The 19,097-nt window shown below is 60.4% G+C and carries 21 protein-coding genes and 1 tRNA gene; 9 read left to right on the top strand and 13 right to left on the bottom strand.

Translation table 11 applies throughout. The features are described from left to right. Positions 1-343 precede the first annotated feature (343 nt). The 4 genes from J4F42_14305 to J4F42_14290 are packed head-to-tail and all read right to left on the bottom strand — an operon-like array spanning position 344 to position 4,055. A complete protein-coding gene (locus J4F42_14305) occupies positions 344-1,051 on the bottom strand; it encodes a tetratricopeptide repeat protein (protein ID MCE2486683.1) in 708 nt (235 codons plus the stop codon). Between the two features lie 24 nt (positions 1,052-1,075). After that, entirely contained in the window at positions 1,076-1,597 is a 522-nt protein-coding gene (locus tag J4F42_14300) for a bifunctional nuclease family protein (protein MCE2486682.1), read from the bottom strand. A gap of 26 nt (positions 1,598-1,623) precedes the next feature. Next, entirely contained in the window at positions 1,624-3,036 is a 1,413-nt protein-coding gene (locus tag J4F42_14295) for a VWA domain-containing protein (protein MCE2486681.1), read from the bottom strand. 56 nt (positions 3,037-3,092) lie between these two features. Next, the gene (locus tag J4F42_14290) at positions 3,093-4,055 is read right to left on the bottom strand and encodes a MoxR family ATPase (protein MCE2486680.1); all 963 of its coding nucleotides are present in this window, start codon (positions 4,053-4,055) and stop codon (positions 3,093-3,095) included. Positions 4,056-4,175: 120 nt separating this feature from the next. Between J4F42_14290 and J4F42_14285 the strand changes: the two genes are divergently transcribed. Continuing rightward, positions 4,176-4,973, top strand: a complete 798-nt coding sequence (locus tag J4F42_14285; protein ID MCE2486679.1) for an NRDE family protein — start codon at positions 4,176-4,178, stop codon at positions 4,971-4,973. A gap of 12 nt (positions 4,974-4,985) precedes the next feature. Here J4F42_14285 and J4F42_14280 read toward each other — a convergent pair whose 3' ends face one another. From J4F42_14280 to J4F42_14265, 4 genes are all read right to left on the bottom strand, one after another. Then, positions 4,986-5,732, bottom strand: a complete 747-nt coding sequence (locus J4F42_14280; GenBank protein ID MCE2486678.1) for an SDR family oxidoreductase — start codon at positions 5,730-5,732, stop codon at positions 4,986-4,988. A 74-nt stretch (positions 5,733-5,806) separates the two neighbouring features. Then, positions 5,807-7,261, bottom strand: a complete 1,455-nt coding sequence (locus J4F42_14275; protein ID MCE2486677.1) for a HAMP domain-containing histidine kinase — start codon at positions 7,259-7,261, stop codon at positions 5,807-5,809. Positions 7,262-7,372: 111 nt separating this feature from the next. After that, positions 7,373-8,836, bottom strand: a complete 1,464-nt coding sequence (locus tag J4F42_14270) for a DUF1571 domain-containing protein (protein ID MCE2486676.1) — start codon at positions 8,834-8,836, stop codon at positions 7,373-7,375. Next, the gene (locus J4F42_14265) at positions 8,833-9,486 is read right to left on the bottom strand and encodes a response regulator transcription factor (protein MCE2486675.1); all 654 of its coding nucleotides are present in this window, start codon (positions 9,484-9,486) and stop codon (positions 8,833-8,835) included. The genes J4F42_14270 and J4F42_14265 overlap by 4 nt, the downstream gene beginning before the upstream one ends. Before the next feature lie 465 nt (positions 9,487-9,951). Between J4F42_14265 and J4F42_14260 the strand changes: the two genes are divergently transcribed. The 4 genes from J4F42_14260 to J4F42_14245 all read left to right on the top strand — a co-directional run bounded on the left by J4F42_14260 (position 9,952) and on the right by J4F42_14245 (position 13,766). Next, on the top strand, positions 9,952-10,701 hold the full coding sequence (locus J4F42_14260; protein MCE2486674.1) for a hypothetical protein: 750 nt from the start codon (positions 9,952-9,954) through the stop codon (positions 10,699-10,701). Positions 10,702-10,743: 42 nt separating this feature from the next. Next, positions 10,744-12,063, top strand: coding sequence for a metallophosphoesterase (locus tag J4F42_14255; protein MCE2486673.1), 1,320 nt, complete (start codon positions 10,744-10,746; stop codon positions 12,061-12,063). Positions 12,064-12,154: 91 nt separating this feature from the next. Further along, entirely contained in the window at positions 12,155-12,991 is an 837-nt protein-coding gene (locus J4F42_14250) for a 6-carboxytetrahydropterin synthase (protein MCE2486672.1), read from the top strand. Positions 12,992-13,040: 49 nt separating this feature from the next. Further along, positions 13,041-13,766 (top strand): SDR family NAD(P)-dependent oxidoreductase, encoded by a 726-nt coding sequence (locus J4F42_14245; protein ID MCE2486671.1) that lies wholly within the window; start codon positions 13,041-13,043, stop codon positions 13,764-13,766. Positions 13,767-13,769: 3 nt separating this feature from the next. Here the strand turns inward: J4F42_14245 and J4F42_14240 are convergent. After that, a tRNA-Ser gene (locus tag J4F42_14240) sits at positions 13,770-13,858 on the bottom strand. A gap of 394 nt (positions 13,859-14,252) precedes the next feature. On the opposite strand from J4F42_14240, the gene J4F42_14235 reads away from it, so the two are divergent. The 4 genes from J4F42_14235 to J4F42_14220 are packed head-to-tail and all read left to right on the top strand — an operon-like array spanning position 14,253 to position 15,968. Next, complete coding sequence (locus tag J4F42_14235; protein MCE2486670.1) at positions 14,253-14,882, top strand: hypothetical protein; 630 nt, start codon at positions 14,253-14,255, stop codon at positions 14,880-14,882. Further along, positions 14,883-15,350: a DUF3565 domain-containing protein gene (locus J4F42_14230; GenBank protein MCE2486669.1), complete on the top strand. Its 468-nt coding sequence runs from the start codon at positions 14,883-14,885 to the stop codon at positions 15,348-15,350. Between the two features lie 39 nt (positions 15,351-15,389). Beyond that, on the top strand, positions 15,390-15,755 hold the full coding sequence (locus tag J4F42_14225) for a nucleoside 2-deoxyribosyltransferase (protein ID MCE2486668.1): 366 nt from the start codon (positions 15,390-15,392) through the stop codon (positions 15,753-15,755). 48 nt (positions 15,756-15,803) lie between these two features. Continuing rightward, complete coding sequence (locus J4F42_14220) at positions 15,804-15,968, top strand: hypothetical protein (protein ID MCE2486667.1); 165 nt, start codon at positions 15,804-15,806, stop codon at positions 15,966-15,968. Here the strand turns inward: J4F42_14220 and J4F42_14215 are convergent. The 4 genes from J4F42_14215 to J4F42_14200 all read right to left on the bottom strand — a co-directional run. Continuing rightward, positions 15,940-16,131, bottom strand: coding sequence for a hypothetical protein (locus J4F42_14215; protein MCE2486666.1), 192 nt, complete (start codon positions 16,129-16,131; stop codon positions 15,940-15,942). The two genes, J4F42_14220 and J4F42_14215, sit on opposite strands and share 29 nt — an antisense overlap. Positions 16,132-16,140: 9 nt before the next feature. Further along, a complete protein-coding gene (locus J4F42_14210) occupies positions 16,141-17,178 on the bottom strand; it encodes an aldo/keto reductase (GenBank protein ID MCE2486665.1) in 1,038 nt (345 codons plus the stop codon). A 19-nt stretch (positions 17,179-17,197) separates the two neighbouring features. Further along, positions 17,198-18,331 carry an acyl-CoA dehydrogenase family protein gene (locus J4F42_14205; GenBank protein ID MCE2486664.1) on the bottom strand — a complete coding sequence of 378 codons (1,134 nt, stop codon included), beginning with the start codon at positions 18,329-18,331 and terminating at the stop codon, positions 17,198-17,200. A 57-nt stretch (positions 18,332-18,388) separates the two neighbouring features. Beyond that, positions 18,389-19,097 (bottom strand): hypothetical protein (locus J4F42_14200; protein MCE2486663.1); only part of this gene is annotated, 709 nt, incomplete at its 5' end.

Here is a 19,097-nt window from a genome sequence, read left to right as displayed (position 1 = left end):
CACACCCGTCCAGTCTGCGCGACTCAGAGGACTGAGATGGGCGACACTCCATGAGCCTGGAGATCGCCAACCCGGACTGCCATCCAGAGTAAAGGCGTGTCATGCTGATCTCAACTTTGTTGAGGTTCGATCGTTGGAAACAGACCTGAGGCTCTGGCTCTCTGCTTACTCGTCAACACCAGCGGGCCGCGCTGCCGTCTAGGAACCGGACAGAGGGCGGTGGTGCGTTGCTCTGGCTACTCTGGTGGGCGAGCCGTGGGATTTCGCAAGATATAGACCCAATAATTGACATAATATATCTTATCAGACATAAAAGAATCTCAGTCCTGACCTTCCGTCCTCCCTATTCATCCAGCTTATACTCGACCAATTCCTTGAGGGACGAATTGTCGGCCGTGTCCACAAATTTCCGGTAGTAGGTTTGGGCCTGCTGATGATCCCCGGCGGTCTCGAAAACCTTGGCCAAGGCCAAAAAAGCCTGCGCCTGGATCGGGCCGTCACTCTCCGCAGCCCGGGTATACTGGCTGATAGCCAGCTCAGTATCACCGGCGTCTTCGGCCAGAGCGCCCAGCTTGAGCCAGGCCAGTTGCACCAGATAATGGTCGCCGTGCCTGGCGTCCGCCACCACGGCGTGATAGGCCGCAACCGCGCGATCCCCCTCCTGCTGTTGCTGATAGGCGTGGCCGAGGTGCCAGAAAGCCAACTGCCGCGGCTGGCCGGCCAACAGCTCGGCTGCGGTTTCAAACGACTGAATCGCTCCGGCCAGGGCCTCAGGATCGCGCTCAGGGACAGCGATTTGCTCCAAGCCTGCTCGCAGGGCGTCCAAACCATTGCTGGTCTGGTGGTGCCACATGAGACTCAACGCGCCCCACCCGACCAGCCCGACCAGCCCGAGACCGGCCACGCTACCAATTAGCCTCCGCCACTGCCAACTCCAGTCTGAGAGCTGCTGAGCCCAGACCGCCAGCCGCTCAATTGGCTGGCGGGTTAAGGCGGCTTTGCGTTCGGGTCGCATGCGACAAAAGGGAATCGTGATAACAACTGATATCATAAGGACATCACGATGCCCTTTTCCTTACATCTTGTATTTGAAATCGTCCGGGGACATTTTTTCGAGAATTTCAGCCCATTTGTCGCGCGACACATTGGAGAGGTTGGTGTCGTCTTTTTGGCCGTCTTCGAGCTGCTGCAACACGCTGGACGCCTCAAGCACCTGTTTGGCCACAAAGATCGGACTTTTGGTCCGCAGGGCCAGGGAAATCGCATCGCTGGGCCGGGAGTCGATGGTCAGCTTTTTCTCTCCGGCCTGCAGGCAGATCGACGCGTAATAGGTGTTGTCCTTAAGTTCGGTGACCTCAATCGATTCGACCTGACCGCCCAGCTCGTCAATCAAACGGCGGAGCAGATCATGGGTCATGGGCCGTGCCATCCGAATGCCCTCCAGTTCGGTGGCCATGGCGGTGGCTTCCATGAGGCCGATCCAAATCGGCAGATTGAGTTTGTTGTCCTCGTCCTTGAGGATTACGATCGGGGTTTTCGTCATCGGGTCGAGGGTTAAACCGCCGACACGCATCTCGATAAAGTTCTCTCGGGCCATGTTGTCCCCCTTATTCCACGCGGCGCTCAGGCGGTGACCAGACGATCAATCACCCGGTACAGCTGGTTCAGGTTCCGGCACTCTTCGACCATACTGCAATATGGCGCGTAGCGGTCCATTTCACTATCCCCAAATCCCCAAGTGAGCTTGCTCTCCGGGTTGAGCCAGATCACCTGTTTGGCGCGCTGTTGCAGCTCTCTGACCACCCACTCGTGGGGGAGATTGTAGTTATTGCGGGCATCTCCCAGGACGATGACCGTGGTACGCTTATTGATGATCGAAAAATGGTCGCGGTGGAAGGTCCGAAACGCCCGACCAAAATCCGAGTGGGCGTAGATGTTGATGATATTCCCCCGCAGCGAGAGGTCAATGGCCGAATGAATATCGTTGTCCTCGAACAGACGGGTGACCTCGCCAAGGTCGGCGACAAAAATATAGCTCCGCACCCGGGAGTACAAATCCTGGATGGAGTACACAAACTGAAGCATGAAACGCGAGACGTTGCGCACAGAGTCTGAGACATCGCACAAGATGACGACCTGAGGCTTTTCTTTTTTCTTCTTGTCGAGCACGATCTTGAACGGCACGCCCCCATACTGGAGGTTTTTGCGTAGCGTCTGTTGCAGGTCAAAGCGGCCCTTTTTGGCGTGTTTGCGGCGGATGGCAATGACCTGTTTGAGACGCTGGGCCAGCTTGGCCACCGCCTCTTTCATTTTCCGAATTTCGTCTTCGGTCAGATAATAGAAGCTCTTATCGGCCAGGCTGCGCATCTTTTGCTGGTCGCGGACCTGGGAGTCCTGCTTTTCGAGCTCGGCCCGCACATAGCTGCGGACCATGTGGGCCAAGTCCTGCAGGCGCCGGTCGAGGTAAGCCATCATCTGTTCAATCTGTTCAGGCGACAGGCCGGCCTGCTGCAGGGCGTCTTTCAGGTTGGCCAACTCCTGGGTCAGCTGGCCGAAGCCGAGCTGCTGGGCAACCGCATTGGCAAACTGCCCCTCCTGAAACGAACGCTGGATATCCTGCAGGTTGGCCTGTTCGGCCGCGTCGCGCAACATGCGTTCCAGCTGGCCGGTATTATTCTCAAGCAGAGCCTGAGCCAGCTCTGACAGCTCGGAGCCCATGTTTTCAAGGGCTTCTTTGAGCTGTTCGAGAAACTCCTGGAACTCTTCTTCGGACATTTCCATGGCCTGCCTGGTCGCCGCGCCGGCCTCTTTGATGATTTCCCCCAGGCCGGTGAAAAACATGTCGAACAGTTCGTCGTAGACCGAGATATCGACCGCGCGCTTGACCAGGGTCGAGCGCAGCGTATCCTTGACCACCGCGCGATCCCCAAGGCCGAGCAGGCCCAAGGCGGCAAAGGTGTCCATATTTTCGGCCGCCGACACCTTCAGGCCGTTTTGACGCAGGAGGTTGCCAAATTCAATAATCTTATCGTCCATACGCACACGCTCCCGTCCGGCGGGGTCGGCCAAGCGCCCACCCCGCCCGCCCCCATTCAGTGCAAGAGGTCTTTGTCTTCCTGCTCGGCTTCTTCAACGGTCTGGGCCTTCTTCTTCTGCAGGTAGTCCTTGAGCTCGGCCTCGGCTTTGCGCACATCGCCCTCATACTTCAGGATGGTGTTCAGGGTCTCGTTCACCACCCCTTCTTCAAGCTTGTGCACGTTGAGCAGGGTCAGGGCCTTGGCCCAGTCCAGAGTTTCGCTGATACTCGGGACCTTTTTGAGATCGAGCTTGCGAATGTTCTGGATGATTTCGACCACCTCCCCGGCCAATTTCTCGGACACACCCGGTACCTTGAGCTTGACAATATCGAGTTCCTGCTTGCGATCCGGAAAATCGATATACAGGTGCAGACAGCGCCGTTTGAGCGCGTCCGACATCTCCCGGGCGTTATTGCTGGTCAGCACGACGATTGGGATCTGCTTGGCCTGTAGCGTACCCAGCTCCGGCACACTGACCTGAAAGTCGCTCAGCACCTCGAGCAAAAACGCCTCGAACTCACTGTCTGATTTATCGATCTCGTCAATCAGCAGGACGAGCCGCTCAGTGGCCGAGATGGCTTGCAGCAGAGGCCGGGGCAGAATGAAGCGGTCAGAAAAGAACACCGTGTCCTGGTCGGCAATCCGCTCTACCGCGTCGTTCAGGGTCGTCGTCCCTTCGAGGGTTTCGCTGATTTTGTCCTTGAGAATCTGGGTATATAGCAACTGCTTGGCGTACTCCCACTCGTACAGCGCCTTGGCTTCATCAAGCCCCTCATAGCACTGCAGGCGGATCAACTGACACCGCAGAGACGCCGCTACGACTTTGGCCAGCTCGGTCTTGCCAACCCCGGCCGGTCCCTCGACCAGAATCGGTTTTTGCAGATGACTCGCCAGATAGACGATGGTTGCAATACGCCGATCACAGATATACTGCTCGTCAGCAAATTTGCTGATCACGTCTTCAATAGATTCGAACATCCTTCCTCCCAGGCGAATAATTTGGCCCAACCTAGCATAGGGGTGGGCCAAAGACAACGCGCGCGACCCATCCGCTCGGCTTGCATTCGGCCCTTCCCGCTTCTATAATCCGCCCCCGCAATGTGTACCTTAGCCCTGTATTCGCGCGTCTTTGCCGACTATCCGATTGTGGCTGCGGCCAACCGCGACGAACTCCTGGCCCGCCCCTCGGATCCCCCGCTCCAGCTGGCACGCGAGCCCTGGATCTGGGGTGGTCGCGACCGGGTCGCCGGTGGCACCTGGCTGGGCGTCAACGCCTTCGGCGTCATGGCCGGTATTCTCAACCGCCAGTCACTCCTGCCCCCGGATCCGCAGCGCCGCTCGCGCGGTCAGCTGTGCCTCGACGCCCTGCGCCATCCGTCGGCCGCCCAAGCCGCCGACCACCTGGCCCGCTCCTCTCCGCACGACTATAATCCCTTCACCCTGGTCATCGCCGACGCCCAGCAGGCCTATGTCCTCAACACCACCCCCACCACGCTCGCCCTGCACTCCCTCAAGCCGGGTCTGTACCTGTTTACCAACCGCGACTTCAACGACCCCAGCTGTCCCCGCATCGCGCGTTTGCGGCCCCACTTCCAGCGGCTCGGCCAGACCTCCCAGGCCGTCTCCTTTGCCGGTCTGGTCCCCCAGCTGCGCCGCCTGATGGCCGACCACGGTTCGAGTCCGCCCGGCCTGGCAGACCAGGACACCCCCTACCAACCCGACACCCGCAACAGCCTGTGCCTGCACCTGAACGGCTACGGCACCTGTTCGTCCAGCCTGCTGGCCTACCAGACCCACACCCAGTCCTACCACTATCTATTTGCCCCCGGGGCACCGTGTGAGCACTCTTACGAGACCGTGTCCCTGCCACTAAAAGAGAATTGTGATCTCAATTGATGGAGAAGGACATCACGATTCCTTGTCCGGACCACTCACCAGCCACCCCCCGTCGGGCACGTACGTCGCGCCCGAGATAAAATCTCCCTGCTCGATCAGAAAGCGTACCGTCCGGACCACATCGCGCGGGCTGCCGAGCCGGCCCAGGGGCGTGTCACGGCGCAGGCGCTCCAGCTCGGCAGCCGTATACGCGACGGGGGGCAAGACCGGGCCGGGCGCAACCGTATTGACCTGCACCTCGGGCGCCAAGGCCTTGGCCAGGGCCGCACTCAGGGCGTGGATGCCACCTTTGGAGACACAGTAGGCCAGATAGTCCCGGGACGGCCGCAGTCCGCTCCAATCGCCCAGCTGAATGATTTTTCCCGCCCCCTGACGACGCATGGCCCGGCCCAGGTAAAGCCCCAGGCAGAAGGCCGCAGTCAGGTTGGTGTTCAGAAAGGCGCGCCACTGCTTGGTGCTGAGGCTCGCAATGGGGGTGGGGTAAAACAGGGCGGCATTATTCACCAACACGTCGACCCGGCCGTCAAACTCCAGGGCTCGCTCGCTCAACTGCTGGACGTCGGCCACCCGACTCAAATCCGCCCTGAGGATGAGCGCCCGCCGCCCACGACGGCGGATGGCGGCCGCCAACTCCAGGGCGGACGAGGTATGCACATGCAGAATGATATCCGCCCCAGCCGCAGCCAACTCCAGGGCAATCTCCCGTCCCAGCCGCCGGGCCGCCCCGGTCACCAGCGCAACCCGTCCCTCCAGTTCCACGCCTGTCCCCCATACCAAAAGTGAACGATGACCTTTTCTTACTCAAACGCCCATCATTGTTGACCTGCCGTCCATCAGTTAGTCTGCGCAACCCTGCGGCGCGGCATCTCGACCACAAAGGTCGCCCCTCCTTCGGCGTTATTGTCGGCGCGCAGTGTCCCCTGGTGGAGTTCGACAATCTTTTGGGCAAACGGCAGCCCCAGCCCGGACCCGGTCTCCTTGGTCGAAAAAAAGGGCGAGAAGATGTGTTCCAGATTGGCTTCGGCAATCCCCTCCCCCTGGTCGCGGATGGCGACCCGCACACGGTCTGCGTCGCGGCTCAAGGCCAGTTCTACTCGACCGCCCGGTAGAGAGGCGTCAATTGCGTTGGTGACCAGGTTGATGACAGCCTGCTTCAGCTTAATGCGGTCCAAGAAGACCTCACAGTCCTGCTCAGCTCCGGTGCAGACGAGCTCAACCTGACGCGCTGCGGCTACCGACTGGAGTTCCTGGCTTACCTCCCGCAACAGCTCGGCAATGCGATGCGACTGGCGCTGCACGGCCACCTCGCGTGAAAAAATCAACAGGTCGGACAGGGTGGTGTTGAGATCGCGGATGGCCTCGTCAAGCTGCTCGGCTTGCTGGCCGACCTCGCTCAACCGCTGCGTGGGCGACACCTGGGGGTCGCGCAGACTGTCCTGCAGCAGGTCGCACTGGAGGCCCAGCAGGCCGACTTTCTGCAAGAGTTGGTGCGACAGGGTTGAGGAAATCTGGCCAATCGCCGCCATCCGCTCGTTGCGCACCAACTCCCGGGTCATCTCTTGCAGCTGGAGGTTTTGTCGGGCGATCTCGGCCCGACGCAGGGTCAGCGTGCGCATGAATACATGCGCCGCCCCGACCGGCAGGCAAGCCAGATACAGGCCGGCCACCCCAACCGTATTCAGGCCCAGGGTCATGATGGCAACATGGGGAGAGACCAGAAAGACGCCGGTTACTAGCAGCGAGGGCAGGCTTGAGGCAAAATCCAGCCCCGGCGTGTACAGCACGCCATAGCGCAAACGGTGCTGCCAGCCATAGCCCAGGGCGAACACCATCCATCCGGCGAGTTCGCTCAAGACAAACAGAACCAGAGGACCGAACTCGCCGATCTGGAGCGGAATCCGGCCGCCCCCAGATCGGTACACCGCGTAGCGGGCAAACAGGGTAATTAGCAACAGAGATACCAGCTCGAGCGTGCGCCAGCCCGGATGGGCATCGTCGCGGACCGTGCTCGGAATCGTGTTCACGCCGCGTCCCTGTAGCACCAGGCTGAACGGAGCCATCAGTCCGACACTCAGGACAAGAACCGGCAGGGCGAACAGACCGACGGCGTACACCAGTGTGCCGGCTGCGGCCAGCAAGACGAGGGACAGAAAAAAGTCCTCACCGACCTCAATGAACAGGAAGGCGCCGAGGCCCAACAGGGGCAGAAACGCCCAGTACAGCCCGATATAGCCCAGGTTGAAGGCAAACACGCCGGCCACGGCCAGCACCCCACCCACCCCCGCCACAGAGAAGCCTGATCTCAATTCATGGATCGAGGACATCACGATTCCCTGCGTCCACCAGGCAGGCCCGACGGACGGACACCGGCCGAACCGGCCCGGACCGAGCGACCGTGCCTAGTCTCGGCCGGTCAGAAACCAATCGAGCCATGGCAAACGCTCAAAGAGCAAAAAGTCATAGCTGGGATGTGTCGGCTGAAAATCTGCATCGCTGAGAGAGACGTTGAGACGCAGCCGATGAAAGGCGTGCCCCTCGGCCAGCCAATCATTCCAGTCAAACAGCTCCAACTTGATCGGAATACGACGCCCAATATCCCAGTACATCACCATCCGGTAGTGGGGGTAGATCCGCCAGCGACTGTTGGGAAAAACGAACTCGAACACATAACAGGGACGCTCGGTATAGCGCACGACGCCCAGAAAGCGCGCCTCCAACTCGTCCTGCAACCAGCCCTGTAGCAGCTGGTGCTGGGTGCGTTCGACCAGCCGGTTCAGACCAAAATCGGTAATCGGGTAGGGATGACCACGCTGGGCGATATAGCCCCCGGGGTCAAGGTCGCCAATGAGCGGCAGACCGCCGAGCGTCGTCCGGACCCGGATCCGTCCGGCATTCCAGCCGCGACGGTAGAGCGCGGCCGTCGTACCGTCGAGTTGCACATAGACATCGAAGGGGCGGCGAAACTTAAACGGCAGCTGGCCCAGGACGGCGGTCGCCCCGTCCCGCGCGGCCGTCATGGTCCAGACCCCGGTGTAGTCGCTGATCTCGGCGTAGCGCTGGCCCCAGTGTCGCACGAAGCCACGAATATCAACCGTGGCCGTGGTCTGGGGCAAGGCGGCCGTCTCGTCGGTGGACGCGGGCTGACCGCTCACGCGGTCAAATGCGTCCACGGTCAATCCAGTGTTGACCTCAAGCGCGGTGTAGACCAGCCGCTGTCGGATTTCGCCGTGCGTCCCACGCAGGGTCAGACCGACCGGCAGGCCGGTTCCGCGCTCCATTATAAACTCGTAGACCGCAACCGCATTATCCCGAAAAGGGATCAAAAAAGCCGGGACGGACAGCAGGATCTGGCCATCCTCCAGCTGCGGATCGTCGGTCCGGGCTCGGACCAACTGAAGACTCCGGTCCGAGACCGGTCGGCGCGACAGGGCGAGCAGGGCGCCGAGCCATTCGTGTACATCTTTCAGGCTGGGGACAAAGGGCTCGCTCAGCCCGATCAGGGGCACGCTGATTTTGACATAGTTGAACCAGCCGCCCAGGGTCAGCAGAAAATTGCCGTTATTCCACCCTGGTCGGGCTTGCAGCGTGGTGCCGGCATACGGCCCGGTCTGCCAGTTGAGCGCCAGGAAGCCGGGTTTGCGGAACAACACCCGGATTTCTTCCCGGTGCAGTTCGTGTCCGGGCGTCCAGGTTTCCCGGTGGAGCGTGCCACGATAATCGGTCAGCCGAAAATAGGCCGCGCGACACTCGGTCAGCAGGTCTTGGACCTGGGTTGCGGCTGGAGCGGCAGCCGCCGGAGCCTGGCTGCCCCAGACCCACAGCCATCCCACTCCGTACACCAGGCACGTGGCCCACCACTTCATGGCTCTCCCAGTCCGGCCTTGAGGGCCACGATGGCGGCTTTTGTGCGGTCGTTGACCTGCAATTTACGGAAGATGCGGGCCAGGTGCATCTTGACGGTCAGCTCGCTGATGAACAGCTGGCCGCTTATCTCGCGGTTGCTCGCACCGGTGGCCACCAGCCTCAGGACCTCGTCTTCGCGCGGGGTGAGGGTCTGGACGAGCCGACGCAGCTCTTCAGCCTCCTGATCACGGCGGAACTCGCGCAGGAATTTCGCGGCCAGGTCGGGGTTGAGCAACACTTCCCCGGCCGCCACCCGCCGTAAGGAGTCACGCAATTCTTTGGCCCGGGTATTTTTGAGCAGATAGCCCACAGCCCCGATTTTGAGCGCCCGGAAAATGAGATCGGGATTGTCATAGCCGGTCAGGATCACGACCTTGGCATCCGGGGCCTGACGACGGACGAGCGCGGTCGCGTCCAGACCGTTCGTCTCCGGCATTTCAATATCCATCAGGATGATGTCCGGCCGACAGTGTTTGAGGAGCGCAGCCAACTGCGCGGCATTTTCAGCCGCCCCGACCACCTCGAAATCAGGCTGTCTTTTGAAAATTTGCTGAACCCCGGATAAAAACAGCGGATGGTCATCGACAACGACGACCGTGGTCTTTTCCATTTCCAAGAGTGTAAGGGCTTGGCAAAAAAGGGTCAAGGAAGAAAGAAGCACCGGCCATGAACCCTTATCGTGCGCCAAGAGCCCGCCCCACCGCCCTTATTACTCCATAGAAAAAATAATAAGTAATACTAGCCTGAATAAGTGCATAAATAACAAAATACTCTGAATAAGAGAAATAGAACAATAAAAATATGATTACTTGAGAAATAAAAAAGGGAGAAAGAAGTAATTAATGGCAAGAAATTCGGACACGGCTATACAAAGGAATTTATTCAATAATATCAAAGCCTTACAAAGGGCTTGACCTGTCCTCCAAGTTTGCTTTAATCCTGTACAAAGCCAAGACAAATTTTGGCGGTTAGTAAAGATGGCTTAGCTTTATGCCTACAGTAATAAACAATGGCCGTTTCCACAGTGCCAAGCCAGACTGTGGATAACAATGTCGGCAAAAGGCAGGAAATCAGCATGGAAACGCGCACGATGGTCCGGCAGGGAGTCCGCCAGAAAAGCCCGAATGCCCCAGCGTACAGCATCCAGGAATGTTTGGAGGATGTCCGGACAATCTTTCGGGCCGAGCACCAAGTCCCGACCAGCAAGGAATCAATAGCCGAACACTTGAGTCTGGCGGCTCAATCCGGGCCATTTAACCGCAAATTGAGCAGTTTACGCCAATTTGGCCTGCTTGAGCCCATCGGCAAGGACTTGCGGGTGAGCGACCTGTTTTTGCGCATTGAGCACGCCGGCGATGAAAACGAGCGCCATCACGCCCTGCGCGAAGCCATGGGCAGACCGACCATCTTCCAAGGCTTGCTCGGCCAGTACGAAACCAGCGGTATGCCCTCGGATATCAACCTGACGAATCAGCTCATCATCAAATACCGCTTCACCAAGAAAAACGCCGAAACGGTCTCCAAGGCCTTCCTCGAATCCTATCGTTTTGCCGGATTGGGACCCCAGACGAGCCCGTCTTCCGCCCCGGTCCTGCCCTTCCCCGCTCCTGCGGCCTCACCACTCCCCGAGCCGTCCGCCCCGGCCCAAGTCCTGCCCGCGGTCGAAGCCCCTGTAAAACAGACGTCCCAGCTGTCCCAGTGCCGCCAGGAAATCCCGCTCGGTCCAGCCCGGCGGGCCGTGCTTGAACTGCCTGACGATGTCGCGCCTGAGGAAATCGCTAAGGTCATCCGCGTCCTCAAAGCCCTGATCGACACCGAGGCATAATCCCGAACCGGACGAAGCACGCCGCCATGAACGGAGATCGTGATGACCGTTGAGGGATCGCCTGAGATCACGGTCCCCGTTTCCGAGCAGACGGTCCTTTCTCCTACACGCTGGAGCGGGTTCTTTCGGTATTTCTTTTTCTCGCTGCTGGTGACGATGAGCGCCGCCCAGTGGCTGGTCCCGGTGTGGGTCTGGCACATCATTCTTGGCGCTGAGCTGCGGCTATCGCCGCTCGTGTATGTTCTGCCGCCGTTCCTGTTCTTTGGCGTGAATATCGCCCTGTTGCGGGGGATGCGACACCGAAGCGGGCTGCCGGCCTGGCTGCGTATCCCGATTCGGCTGTATTTTGCCTCTGCCTTCACCAGCGTCTTTTGTTGTATCTTTGTGCTCCTGGGCGCTGGAGTCTGGGCGCTGGGCTGGGGGCTCGGCCAGGGGCTGAGTCTCACCCCGTGGCCGGCAGTCGCCGAGCAGCTCCAGCCCCCGCTGTGGCAGATGCTCCGCTGGCTCAGCGGTCTCGGCATAGGCGGTATCCTGCTCATCTTTGTCTACGGCTATACCTGGGGCCAGGCTTCGGTTCGGGTGTCGCGTCTACGACTGCGTCCCCAGGGCTGGCCCCACGCCTGGCATCAGTTCAAGATCGCCCATCTCAGCGACCTCCACATCGGCCCCAATCTAAGCCGGTCCGAACTGCAAGCGTGTGTCAGGCGGACAAACGCCCTGGACCCCGATATTATCCTGCTGACCGGCGACCTGCTCGATTCCAACCCGGTCTATATTCCCGACTATTTTCCGCTGTTGGCCGAACTCAGCGCCCCCTACGGGGTGTTTGCCTGTCTGGGCAACCACGACCATTATGCTGGCGCTCAAGCGGTGAAAGCCGGCTTGGCCCGGCATACGCCGATACGTGTCCTCCAGGATCAGCGCGTCAGCCTCCACAAACAAGACGCCGCCCTGCACCTGATCGGCCTTGATGACCGGGGCCGGGATTGGGCGCGCGGTCTCGAAGAACTGCCCCTGTTAGCCGAACTCCAGGCTCCCATTCCGAGCGACGAGCCCTGTATCCTGCTCTCCCATCGCCCCGACCTCTTTCCCCAAGCCGCCCGCCAGGGCATTGCCCTGACCCTCTCCGGCCATACCCATGGCGGCCAGTTCGCCCTGCCCGGCTGGGGGGGACGGTTCAACCTGGCCCGCTTCATTACCAGCTTCTCTCGGGGTTTATACCAACAGCTGGGCGTCTATCTGTACGTCAACCGCGGGATTGGGGTCGCCGGCCAACGTATTCGTCTGTTCAGCCCGCGCGAAATCGCCCTGATCACCTGCGAGGCAGCAGCCCGCCCGTCCCAGCCTGCGGACTCGGCATAATACGTCCGCTCCGCAGGATTATGTCAAGTTTAGTGCTCGGACTAGGCCGCTATTGACCGCATATCTGGATTTCTGCATTGTGGAGGGCGCCATGCACTATCTCACCCGTCTGGTCGAATTTGAGGCCTCGCACCGTTACTGGAATCCTGAATTCACGCCGGAGCAGAATCAGCGGACCTTTGGCAAATGTGTCAGCCCCTACGGCCACGGGCATAACTATGTCCTGCGCGTCACCCTGGCCGGCCAGGTTTCGCCACGCACCGGGATGGTCATCAACATTACCGAGCTGGACCGAATCCTCAAAGAGGTCAGCGCCGAGTTTGACCACAAATTCATCAACCTCGACCACCCGGCTTTTCACGAGCGTATCCCCACCACCGAAAACCTGGCCGCATATATGCGTGACCGTATTGAAGACACGCTGCGCAGCCAGCCAGAGCAAGACTACCGCCTGGCTGTGGTCCGGCTGTATGAGGAGCCGAGCCTGTGGTCCGATGTGATGAGCGGAGAAGGGAAAAACATGGCCTCCTTGACCAAAACCTTTGGCTTTAGCGCGGCCCACCGCCTCCACAGCACTGCGCTGTCCGAGGAAGAAAACCGAGCTGTTTTCGGCAAGTGCAATAATCTGCACGGCCACGGCCATAACTACGAGCTCGAAGTCACGGTCAGCGGCCGTATCGCTCCCCAGACCGGGATGGTCATGGATTTGGGAGAACTGATGCAGGTTGTTCAGGAAGAAGTGCTGGACCGCTTCGATCACAAGCATCTGAATGAGGACACCCGGGAATTTCAGCGCCTCAACCCGACCGGCGAGAACATTATTCGGGTAATCTGGGATCTGCTCAAACCGCGGCTCGGTGACAGCCTGACCAGAGTCGGTCTGTGGGAAACTCCCAAAAACTTCTTCGAATACCACGGCGAAGAGTGAGCCTGAGCGCACCATCAGCCAAAATCAGCCAGTTGCAGCGAGGAGTCGTATGGCCAGACACGATCTGAACGGTCGGACCGCAATTGTCACCGGCGCAGGCTCGGGCCTGGGTCGAGCCACCGCCCTGGCCCTGGCGGCGGCGGGCGTCCGGGTCGCCCTGGCGGCACGCACCAAATCGGCGCTTGAGACCGTGGCCAACGATATTCGCGCAGTCGGTGGGACCGCCCTGGTCATCCCGACCGATGTTGGCGAAGAAGACCAGATTGTCCGTCTAGTCGATCACACCCACCAGGAGTGGAGTCGCATCGACATTCTAGTCACCAGCGCCGGCGGCGCCAGTTTTGGGCCCCTGGTCGAGTCCAGCACCGCCGACTGGGACAGCATGATGAACACCAACCTGCGGGCGACTTATTTATGCGCCAAGCATACTCTGAAGGTCATGCTCGCCCAGCGTAGCGGCCACATCTTGAATATCCTGTCTTTGGCCAGCCAAACCGCCCTGCCCGGCTCGGCCGCCTATACCGCCTCGAAGTTTGGCGCGCTGGGTCTGACCAGGGTCATGGCGGCCGAGGTCCGGAGTCAGGGCATCAAGGTCACTGCGGTCATTCCCGGCGCGGTCAATACCCCGCTGTGGGATAAGAGCGGCGGCGACTTGGACCGCACCAAAATGCTCACCCCCGGCGATGTTGGCGACGCCATGCTCGACGTGATCGCCCAGCCGCCCGGCATTTATACCGACGAAATTTCGCTGATGCCCCCGCTGGGCATTCTGTGAGGACGGAGGGAGTGGGATTCGAACCCACGAGAGCCCGTTAAGGCTCTGCCGGTTTTCAAGACCGGTGCATTCGACCGCTCTGCCATCCCTCCCCTATCAAAACGGCACTTAACACGCCGTCCAACACCCGTCTATAGCCGCCCATGCCCCGGCCTGTTCCTGCATTGTTTCAACACGCTATCCCCCCTCAGGCGGGCTCCGGTTTCTTGTCCGGAGCCCGCCTGAGATGTCGGAATGTCAGTTCCTGACTATAGTCAATTATATCATAGGGAAGCCTTCCTTACACCTCCTGAAAGCCCTACACTAGACAAACGATCCGCCATGAGAAACGCTTTCGCTCTTGCCCTAGTATCCTTTGGGCTCTGCAAGCTCAGCTTCTTCAGTCTGAGCTGGCTTGTCGCTGAAAAAACAGCGCCTTTCGACTGGAAACGCATCCAACACTCCCACCCTCAGCTGTTGCACAACTGTGTCCAACGCCTGAGGGACATGCCTTGGCCATCCGGCCTGTGCCTGCTGATAGCGACCAGTCTGCTTTACCACGTCCTATGCTTTTTCCCGTCCCTTGAGCTGCTTGCCCTGCTGGAGTCACTCGTCTTCGAGCTTCCCTACCAGGCCGGGGATGGAGTGTGGCAGTTTGTGTATCTCGATCCCCGTGAGCGGCTGTGGCCGTGGGGCGTATACGCCCTGGTCGCCTTGTGTGGGGTCGGTTGCGATGGGGTGGCTGGCTTCGTCGGCTGGAGGCTGCTCAAGGCGGCCGACCGGAGTCAATTCTTCTCGGGCCTGCCCGGCTTTCTCATTGCCAATGTTCTCTTCGTGCTGGTACTGTGTGGCGGAAGTGGACTCTTCCTGTTTATCGTGCTGTCGCTCAGCCTGCCCAGAGCCATCGACTACCAGGACGTGGTGTTGCTCATCCCCCAGGCCATGAGCGTTGGCATCCCGACCCTTGCCTATTGCGGTACTGGCTTTGTCATCCTGGCCCTGCGTCGGGTGCCGACCGGGTTCCGCGCTCGGCTCTCGCCCCGGTCTGGTGACCGGCCTCTTCTGCCCAGCCTTGGAACAGCGCTCGGCACGCTCGGTGCCCTGCTCGTCGGCCTGCTGAGCTTCATGGTGTCATAAATGGAACGCAGCATTCTTGGTTTTCACGGCGATGAAGCTGGAGATTGGGTAGCTGAGCTCGACTGCGGCCACAGCCAGCATGTCCGCCACCGTCCGCCGTTTGACAACCGGCCCTGGACCACGACCGAGCCCAGACGGCGGGCAAAACTGGGGCAGCGTTTGGCGTGCCCCAACTGCGATCATTTTGAGATGCCGGACGGGTGCCGGGCTTATAAGCGAACGCCGGAGTTTGACGCATCCTCGATTCCGGACGGGCTACGCAAGGCCCACTCCACCAAACCTGGGGTGTGGGCTAAACTACACGTACTGGAGGGACGGCTACGCTACATTGTTCAGCCCCCCCTGGCCCGGGAGTTTCTGCTTGAGCCCGCGACTTCGGGTATTATCGTCCCCGAGATCCTCCACCATATTGAGCCGCTCGGATCGGTCCGATTTTATGTCGAGTTTTATCAACGTCCCACATTCTAGGCACCCTGCTCGTTTGCATTTGCTCCACAGGAGAGAAGCATGGCCATGGCACGAAAACCACGCCTGTACCTGGCCGGCCCCGAGGTGTTTCTGCCCGATGCGGTAGAACACGCCCACCACCAGCGTCGGCTGTGTGAACAGTACGGCTTTATCGGCCTGCACCCCATGGACAACAACGTCGAGCTTGGGGAGCGCTCCCTGCAAACCGCAGTGCGGATTTATCGTGGGGATATCGCCCAGATTCGCGCCTGCGACATTGTCGTCGCCAACTGTAACGCCTTTCGCGGCCTGCTGATGGACGACGGCACGGCCTATGAGATCGGCTTCGGCAACGCACTCGGCAAACCCGCCTATGGGTATATTGTCAGCCTGAATTCGATTGCCGGGCGCACCCGCAGCCAGTAACCGTGCCGGCAGTTAGCGGACGGCACGACCATCGATCAGGACGGCTACTTGGTCACCGACGATTTCGGCACCTCGATCAATCTGATGATGCAGTGCGGCATGCTGGACAGCGGTGGGCGCTTGGTTGAGGGCGATTTTGAAGCCTGTTTGCAAGCGATACGTGAGGATATTGACAGCGGCCGGCTCAGTCTCGCTCTTGCAACCAGCGCTTGAAACCCTCAGGCGAGTTACCGTACGGCAGGCCACCCGCATAATACTCTTCGAGCAACCGCATATCGTTCTCGTTGAAATTCAAGAAGCCCTTTTGTTCTTTGCGTTCCTCCTCCTGCCAGGCACGCTCAATCATGTCTCGAATTTCACGGTCGCGCTTGCTCATCCCAGCCCCCTATGCTGCCCCAGGAACGGGCGCCGCCGGCTCTATGAGTTTGGCGTGTTGGAGTTCGGCCCAGAAATCGGCCGGAATCGCCTGCTCGAAGGAGTCGACATTGTCAGCCAGTTCCTGAACAGAGCGGGCGCCAGGGATAATGGAAGCCACGGCCGGATGTCCGAACGGGAACTGGAGGGCGGCGGCTTGAAGCGATACCTGATATCGGGCGCATACGGCCTCAATTCTCCGTACCCGGTCCAGGATGTCCGGCGGTGCGGCCCGATAGTTGTAATACGCGCCCTCCACGGCTCCACTGGCCAGGATGCCCGAGTTGTACGGCCCGCCAATAATCAGGCTGATGCGTTTTTGGGCGCACAGCGGCAAAAATGAGCCGAGCGCCTCCTGCTCCAACAAGGTGTAGCGGCCGGCCAGCAAAAAGCAGTCAAAATCGCCGGCGCGGGCAAAATCTTCCAGCATCTGCCACTGGTTCATACCGACCCCGAGCGCCTTGATGACACCCTGGCTGCGCAGACTGTCGAGCAGAGGATACGCCTCGGCCATGGCTTGGTCAAAATGGCTGGCAGCGTAGGGATCGAGCCCTCTGATGGTGGCAGCCTCGTCCGGGTCGTGCATCAGCACAATGTCGATACGGTCGGTGTTGAGTCGGGCGAGACTGTCTTCAAGAGAGCGTTGAATCGCGTCGGCCGAATAGTCCACCACGCCTCGGTACGGCAGAGCCTTGTCAAACAGATCAATCGTCGCCGTCTGGCCGGCCGGTCGGGGCTCAAGCGCCCAGCCGACCTTGCTCGAAATGACGACCTCATCCCGGGGATAGTCGGCCAGCCCCTTGCCCAGACGGAGTTCGCTCAGGCCGCTGCCGTACAGCGGAGCCGTATCAAAATAGCGCACCCCTGCCCCATAGGCGGCCTCGATGGTGGCACGCGCGGCCTGGTCTTCGACTGCGGTGTAGATATTGCCCAGCGCGGTGCCGCCGAGCCCATACTGGGTGACTGACACTGCGGTAGTCCCGATTTGACGCAGTTGGCCTGCTTTCATACGCCTTTATCCTTATGTGTCAGCCACACGCGCTAAAGCGCTCCAGGTGGTGTTCGGCATCGCCAAAGGTCTGGCTGATGGTAGTCAGGCGCCGAAAGGTATGGCTGACCTTCAGCTCTTCGGTCATGCCCATGCCTCCGTGCAGCTGCACCGCCTCCTGGCTGATGTGCCGACACGCGTCCGAAATCTTGATCTTGGCCGCAGCAATCACCCGTTTGCGCTCGGCTGCCTCGGCGCTGTCCACCTTCACACACGCCAGGCAGGCCATGGATTTGACCTGCTCATAGGTGATCATCATATCGACCATGCGGTGCTGCAGAGCCTGAAAGGAACCGATCGGCACGCCGAACTGCTTGCGGGTCTTCAGATAGTCCAGGGTGGCGTCATTGGCAAATTTCACCGCCCCGACCGTCTCGGCGCACAGCAGGGCAAGGGCATAATCGGTGACCTCTTCGATCAGCTCCAGGGCCTGTCCCTCGGGGCCGATCAGGGCGTCGGCCGGCACTGCGGTGGCCGAGAAGCGGATATCGGCCGCCCGCAGGTTATCGAGCGTCTTGTACGAGTTGAGGCTGACCCCGGGCGCGTTGCGGTCAACCAGGAACAGGCTGATGCCGTCGGGGTCGGTCTCCTGGCCGGCGGTGCGGGCCGAAACGATCAGCTGGTCCGCGCACGAGCCGTGCAGCACCACACATTTTTCGCCGTCAATGATATAGCCGTTGGCAGACTTGGTAGCCCGGCAGCCGACCTGGGCCAGATCGTAGCGTGCCCCGCGCTCAGTGTGGGCAAAGGCCAGCTTGCACCGGCCCGCAATCAGAGCGGGCAGAATCGCCTGTTGCTGAGCCTGGCTGCCGCCCCGAGCGATGAACTGCCCGCCCAGGCCGACCGTGGCCAGGTAGGGCTCAACCAGCAGCCCCTCGCCAATCGCGGCCATGACCGGCATCAGGTCCACCGCACCGCCACCAAAGCCGCCCACCTGGCTCGAAAACGGCAGGCCCAACAGCCCCATATCGGCCAGGCTGGACCACACCTGTTCACTATAGCCGGGCTCGGACTCGACAATCGCCCGGCGGGCCTCAAACGTATACTCCCGGGCGAGAAACTGCTGAACGCTGTTGGCCAGCAGCTGTTGTTCTTCCGTGTAGTCAAAATTCACAGGCTTCTCTCCTGAGAGCCGGCTCGCAGTGGCCGAGGATGACCAGCCCGACCGCTTTTACAGACCCAGGGACATTTTGGCGATGATATTGCGCTGGATTTCGTTGGAGCCGGCGTAAATCGTCGTCTTGCGGTAGTTGCAGTAGCGGGGCGCAATGCGGGCGGTGTCGGCGTCGAAGTGTGGCGCCTCAAGCGGCTGAAAAGCCTGGGAAAACGGCCCGACCGCATCCATCATCAGTTCGGTCAGAGCCTGCTGAATCTCGGTGCCGCGAATCTTGAGCAGGGACACCTCGGCACCGGGGTCGCGCCCGCCGCGCATCTGGTCCAGAAAGCGCAGGTTGGTGATCTCAAGCGCCATCAACTCGACCTCGACCCGGGCCAGCCGGTCGGCAAAACGGGGGTCTTCGAGCAGCGGCCGGCCGTGTTTGGTCTGGCCGGCGGCCACGGCCTTGAGGCGGGCCAGCTCGCGCTTGGAGGTGCCGATGCTGCCCGTGTTGAGGCGCTCGTGACCGAGCAGATACTTGGCCACGGTCCAGCCGTCGCCCTCCTCGTGCACCAGGTTTTCGGCCGGAACCCGCACATTGTCGAAAAAGACCTCGTTGACCTCGTGGCCGCCGTCCATGAGAACCAGCGGCCGGACCGTGATGCCTGGAGTTTTCATGTCGATGAGCAGAAAGGAAATGCCGTGCTGCTTCTTCTGGGTCTGAAAATCGGTCCGCACCAGGCAGAAGATCCAGTCGGCAAACTGGGCCAGGGTAGTCCAGATC

This window comes from Desulfurellaceae bacterium (genome assembly GCA_021296095.1).
Classification (GTDB): domain Bacteria; phylum Desulfobacterota; class Binatia; order Bin18; family Bin18; genus JAAXHF01.
Note: the sequence above shows the minus strand (reverse complement) of the source record. Positions and strands in the feature narration are given on the sequence as shown.